This window comes from Ralstonia sp. A12, from assembly GCF_000801955.1.
Classification (GTDB): Bacteria; Pseudomonadota; Gammaproteobacteria; order Burkholderiales; family Burkholderiaceae; genus Ralstonia.
The window spans coordinates 1-5,409 of record NZ_JSZO01000043.1 but is presented as its reverse complement, the minus strand read 5'-3'; the positions used below and the strand labels follow the sequence as shown (position 1 = coordinate 5,409).

The 5,409-nt window shown below is 57.3% G+C and carries 5 protein-coding genes and 1 pseudogene; 1 reads left to right on the top strand and 5 read right to left on the bottom strand.

Going from position 1 to position 5,409, the window contains the following annotated elements; all coding sequences use genetic code 11:
• The 5 genes and pseudogenes from PI87_RS27480 to PI87_RS27460 form a co-directional block, all read right to left on the bottom strand.
• Nucleotides 1-969, bottom strand: a 969-nt coding sequence (locus PI87_RS27480; protein WP_039600923.1) for a hypothetical protein, incomplete at its 3' end; no start/stop codon positions are given.
• 6 nt (nt 970-975) lie between these two features.
• Nucleotides 976-1,746, bottom strand: a complete 771-nt coding sequence (locus tag PI87_RS27475; RefSeq protein ID WP_039600922.1) for a hypothetical protein — start codon at nt 1,744-1,746, stop codon at nt 976-978.
• Between the two features lie 438 nt (nt 1,747-2,184).
• Nucleotides 2,185-2,652: a prepilin-type N-terminal cleavage/methylation domain-containing protein gene (locus PI87_RS29340; RefSeq protein ID WP_157003273.1), complete on the bottom strand. Its 468-nt coding sequence runs from the start codon at nt 2,650-2,652 to the stop codon at nt 2,185-2,187.
• 7 nt (nt 2,653-2,659) lie between these two features.
• Nucleotides 2,660-3,085, bottom strand: coding sequence for a type IV pilin protein (locus PI87_RS27465; protein WP_039600920.1), 426 nt, complete (start codon nt 3,083-3,085; stop codon nt 2,660-2,662).
• A gap of 636 nt (nt 3,086-3,721) precedes the next feature.
• A pseudogene (locus PI87_RS27460) lies at nt 3,722-4,606 on the bottom strand (IS3 family transposase); the annotation flags it as partial.
• 69 nt (nt 4,607-4,675) lie between these two features.
• Here PI87_RS27460 and PI87_RS27455 point away from each other — a divergent pair.
• The coding region (locus PI87_RS27455) for an IS110 family transposase (protein ID WP_232314111.1) at nt 4,676-5,409 on the top strand (734 nt) is incomplete at its 3' end.

The following is a 5,409-nucleotide window of genomic DNA, read 5'->3' as shown; positions in this document are numbered from 1 at the left end:
GGGATACGGGGGCAAATCCACGGAGCCCCCAACAGCGCCGCTGCTAACGCTGCCATCATTCGTTTCAGTGAAACTACCTTGGGCGTTCAAGGTGCTAATCTGGCCGCCCCCAGATTGCACATCGACATCCGTGTTGACCGTGGTCGCCTTAGCCCACTCGCCCAACGTGACGCCCCCGATAGCGTTCACTGTGGTCGCACTTGAGGAAGTCTTCAAGTTGGTCAGCCCATTGCTATTGACTGTCACGACCGAGACCCTGGAGCTCAGTGTTACGTTCTGCATCGAGTTGACCGTCACGTAGTTGCCAGTCGCGTTAATGTTGACGTCGCCCTGTGCAGAGATCGTATTGGCGCTGGCTCCGCCGTTCAAAGTGATTGTTCCCGTCGCATAGAGCAGGTTGAAGCCCCCTATGCTGCCCGACGAGCTAATGTTGCCGTTGACCAAAAAGCTGGTACTTCCAGTCGTACCACCATTGGCCTGTACTGACCCCGTCAACTGCAAGTTGCCGTTGATGGTAATCAAGTTCGGCAATGTGACTGTCGACGACGGGGCACTCCCTACACAGTAAACACTCTGTACCGTCGAATTGGCACCGCCGCTCGTACCAGTAAGATTCGCAGTGACCTGCGTACCGCTTGGACATCCCGAAGTGTTGGCTTGCACTTGGGTGACTGTGCCGGAGATACCGTTAAGGCCAGAAAGTGCAATCGCGCTACCGGCGGTTGGCACTTGCGACGTTCCGCTGACTTGATACAGGTACTGACGAAAGGCATCAACACCGTTCCGCGCCTTCATCTGGGCTTGCGTGAGGGCATGCGTGCTCTGCGAAACATCCTGAGTGCTGCCGATGTAGTGCATGGCGCCCATCGCGGCAACGGACAACGCCATACCGACGATTAACACCATCTGAATTGCGGCGACGCCGCGCTGCCTGATCTTAAGATGAGATAAACAGTACGAGGCAGACATCGTGAATCAGGAGGTAAAGTTCGGCAGGCAGGACAACCACGACCCGAAACCGGTCTTCGTGCCCCAGTTGAGCTGAATTTGCAGGCCCGCGGTGTTTTGGCTGGCACTGGAAATACCGTTCTCGGCGCCAATCTGCGTTGCCAGCGTTGATGAAGGCACTTCCGCTCCATAGGGCCAGCACGGACTGTTATGGGTGCCCGCGACGGCGAATGTGATAGGCGTGGGCAGTTGAATGTCGGCCACTAACCGAGTGATGGTCCATTGCTGAGCCGCCCAGGTTGTCGACAGCAAATCGCAGCCACCAGCCGCCTGCAGTGAATACAGTGCCCCCGTCGCTTGATTTGACGCTAGCCCCTGACAGGACCAAGCTGCAGTTGACGAGGACTGGGACGGATTGCTTTCCCAAAATATGGCATTGCCTATGGCGCTGGTTGAACCAATCGGCTCGAGCATCGCTCCAGCGGTTTGTAGCGTGCTCGTACCGCCTGCCCCACTCACCACTACACCATTGACAAGAATGAAATGCGTGTTGACGCTGGGTGACGGAATACCAAAGCCGGCACTCTGCAGCATGCTTTGGGCCGTCAGCAAAGCACTTCCAACCTGACGGTCCTGAATGGCACGTGGTTGCATGCCTGTATCTGGGTCGAATACATTGCGTGAAACCGCCCGGAAAAGCCCGAGCATTGCCAAAATGACGAGCAGCGACACCACTTGCCCAACCATCAAGCTAATAAGCGATATACCCTGCTGACGAATACCGAGGCGAATTGACATGGCTATTGCCCCGCGTTCTGGAACAATAGCGCAAGGCTCCCGATCCTGGCATCAGATACTGCATAGCTGAGGACTGGAACCAGCACGGCCTTGGAGGTGGAACCAACACTGACAGTCAGCTGCTGGAGAGTACAAGTCAAGATGGTTTGGGCTGGGTTGCTTCCGATCACGACTGCTGTACCGCTTGAGCGCGTATCACTAGCCTGGTTGCCCTGTCCTGAACTGTTTGGGTTCGAGGCAGCCGCCCTTGCACAGATCGCACTCATTCCCTGAGTCTGCAATTGGGACCGCAGTTGGGTCACCGCTTGGTTCTGTGCATTCAATTTCGCTTGACCAACCGCGACGCGCGTCAGGGCGAACGTCATGCCCACCCCCACAATCGCCGTCAAGATGACGGCGATCAAGGACTCGAACAAGGTATTGCCCCACTCACGGGACCTAATTGAGCATGCCCGATGCATTGGCTCCGCCGCTAGTTAGATTAAACCGCCCCGCCGTGGAGCATGACGTTCCACTAATCGCCGTCGGGATCGGTATGCCCACATTGCTATAGCCAATACACTGTGTCTCGGCACCGTCAAGGGTGGCTGCAATCGGCATTGATGCTGACCATATTGCACCCGCACAGTTGATGGACGACGGCGCCTGCGTCTGCACGCACACCGTTCGATTGATCAGCAGGAGAAACGCTGCGCCATCGCCACTCGTCGCATTGTTTGGGTTACGCAGCGCACGCGCCTTGGCATGCGCTGCGCCCTGTATCAGCAAGGTTTGGGCAAGGTTCACATTGGCTTGCGTGATCCATGTTCCGCTAAGCGGCACGATTGCGAAGACAAGCAAGGAAACTATCACCAGCACAACCGCAATTTCCACGAGCGTGACCCCGCGTTCGTAACGAGCCGGCATAACGCTTCTACCAGGAGGTGAAACCACACGCGCTCGTAGCAGTGCGAGTGTTGTTCTGATCTAGCGTCAAAGTACAACCGGACATCATTCCGGAGGATCCGACGGCGGTCAAAAGATAGGTCGTTGCAGTGCTGCCAACTGTGTAGTTGAAGCTCGATCTCTCAGCTGGACTCCACCCCGGGAAAAGCGCGCTGTTCGCGATCGTGTTGGCCGCATAAGGTCCTGGATACTGGAACTGGAGCTGGTAACCGTTCTCAAGGTTCAACGACAGCGCAGTTAGATCGCCAGCCGCCCCTTTCGCATGACTCTTAATGATGTAGCTCGAATACGAAGGCAGCGCTACTAGAGCAAGAATCGCGACGATAACTACCACGACCATCAGCTCGACCAACGTGAAACCCCCAGCCCCTCGATTTTGATAAATGGCTTTCATGCAAATATATTTATTATTTTCTCGACTCCACTTACCAGCGTTGCACTTTCTTGAGAGAGCCACAAACCTGAGCCTAGAAGTACCATGACCAAGATTACTCTCGAAGAATCAGGGAGGAACGAGACGGGAGCGATTGAAAAATTAGAATTTTCGTTGCATTGGAGCAGAGATGCACGATGATTGCACTCACACAGCTCCCCTTACTACAGACCGCAGCCCCCGGGGCACTGCCAAACCGTCATCTTTGATTCTTCTCAGCCGATTTTTTCCCGTAGCAATGCCATTTCGCACTAGGCATGCCTTGCAAACCAAGCGAATCGGATCGACCGCACTATCGCCAGCAGACCACGTAGCACATTAGCCGCTTGTTGCTAGCTTTTGATATTAGGGCCAAGTGAATTTTAGGGGAGCGCAGTTCAGATGATATTCAACAATACTCAAGGGCCACGCGATTCCTTCAACACTTACAACGTAAGGGCGAGGCTTGGGCTCAGGTCGCGACAGTTGCTCGAAAGGACAACAACATCGGCTCAAGTTATTGCGCAGCAAACTGCATGGCTACTCGCAGCGCCCCGGCATATTCGATGACTGACGAACACGCAAAATGGATTTGCCCCCGCATCTCCGGACACCGTCTCACACTTGAGTTGATGATTCCGTCCTGCGCCTGAACTCGCGTGGCGAGCGATATTTCAGTGCGCTGTGGGGATGCTGCTCGTTGTAGTGCTCGAACGCGATGGCGAGGTTGCGCGCGGCCGTCGCCGCATCCGGCTTGGGCATGAAGGCGACGTAGTCGCTCTTCATCGTCTTCACGAAGCTCCCGGCCATGCCGTTGCCCTGCGGGCTGCAAACCGGCGTCGTCAACGGCTTCAGGCCGATGTCCATGGCGAACTCGCGGGTCTTCCCGGCAATGTAGCCCGAGCCGTTGTCCGTCAGCCATTCAATTTCCGCCGGCGCTTTCAAGACGTTGCCGAAGCGCTGCTCGACGGCCGCCAACATCACGTCGCGCACGACGTCGCCGCTGTAGCCGCCGGTCGTCGCTACCCAGCTCATCGCCTCGCGGTCGCAGCAATCCAGCGCGAACGTCACGCGCAGCGGCTCGCCGTTGTCACAGCGGAATTCGAAGCCATCGGAACACCAGCGCTGGTTGCTCTTGGCCACAGCGACTTTGCCGTCATGTCGGCGCTGTGGGCGCGGCGTCGGCCTGCGCTCAAGCAGCAGGCCATGCACTCGCATGACCCGATAGACCCGCTTGGCATTGACCGGCGCTTCGCTTCGACGCTCCCGTTCACGCCGCAATCTGCCCCAGACGCGCCCGTAGCCATAGCTCGGCAAGCCAGCAACGACGTGCCGAATTTCGTCCACCAGGCCAGCGTCGTCGGTTTGCCGGGCTGTTCGCCCATCACGCCAATCAGCCGGTCGAGTGCGCTTGGCCGCCACGTTTGAGCGCGCTACGCCGAGGACCTCGCAAACCTGTTTCACTGGTCGTCCCCTGGCAACGATGGCGAGCGCGCAATCCACTAATAGGATGGTCCGCCCCTCCCAGAACCGCATAATGGCGGCACGAAACAGCTCCCAAGGAGGTGTGTCATGAGTCAACGCGCGACGTCAGCTATAGCTCACATGGGCATTGATATCGGCAAGACTGCGTTTCACGTCGTTGGTCTGGATGCCGCAGGCAAACCAGTGTTCAGGAGCAGATTCACCCGGGAACGACTCATTGAGTTTCTCGCGCGCGCATCACCAACAATTGTCGGTATGGAGGCGTGCCCCGGTAGTAACTGGCTTGCACGCAAGGCAGCCGATTGCGGACACAGGGTCAGGATAGTCCCAGCCCAGTTTGTCAAACCATTCGTCAAGTCCAACAAGACTGACTTCATCGACGCTGGGGCGATTGCCGAGGCCATATCGCGGCCCACGATGCGCTTCTCCACACCCAAGACGGAGGCCCAGCTCGATTTGCAGGCCCTGCATCGTGTGCGGCAGCGGCTTGTTTCGAGCAAGACGGCCATTGGCAACCAAGCACGTGCGTTCCTGCTCGAGTACGGTCTCACCATTGGGGTTGGAGCGGCGTACTTTGTTCGCGACATGCCATCGATTCTTGCCAATGAGAACAACGGACTCACACCGTCCATGCGCCGTCTGCTCCAAGAGCTGTGGGAGGAATACCGCTCTGTCGAGGCCCGCCTGCTGCAACTCCGACATCAAATCGAATCTATTGCGAGTGCCGACGACACCGCTGTGAGGCTCACATCGGTGCCTGGTATCGGCCAACTAACGGCCACAGCCATCACGGCATTCGCAGGCACGGGCACGGGCACGGG

Coding starts and splice junctions, on each gene's coding strand:
- PI87_RS27475 (WP_039600922.1), bottom strand. CDS start 1,746: ATGTCAATTCGCCTCGGTATTCGTCAGCAGGGTATATCGCTTATTAGC.
- PI87_RS29340 (WP_157003273.1), bottom strand. CDS start 2,652: ATGCCGGCTCGTTACGAACGCGGGGTCACGCTCGTGGAAATTGCGGTT.
- PI87_RS27465 (WP_039600920.1), bottom strand. CDS start 3,085: ATGAAAGCCATTTATCAAAATCGAGGGGCTGGGGGTTTCACGTTGGTC.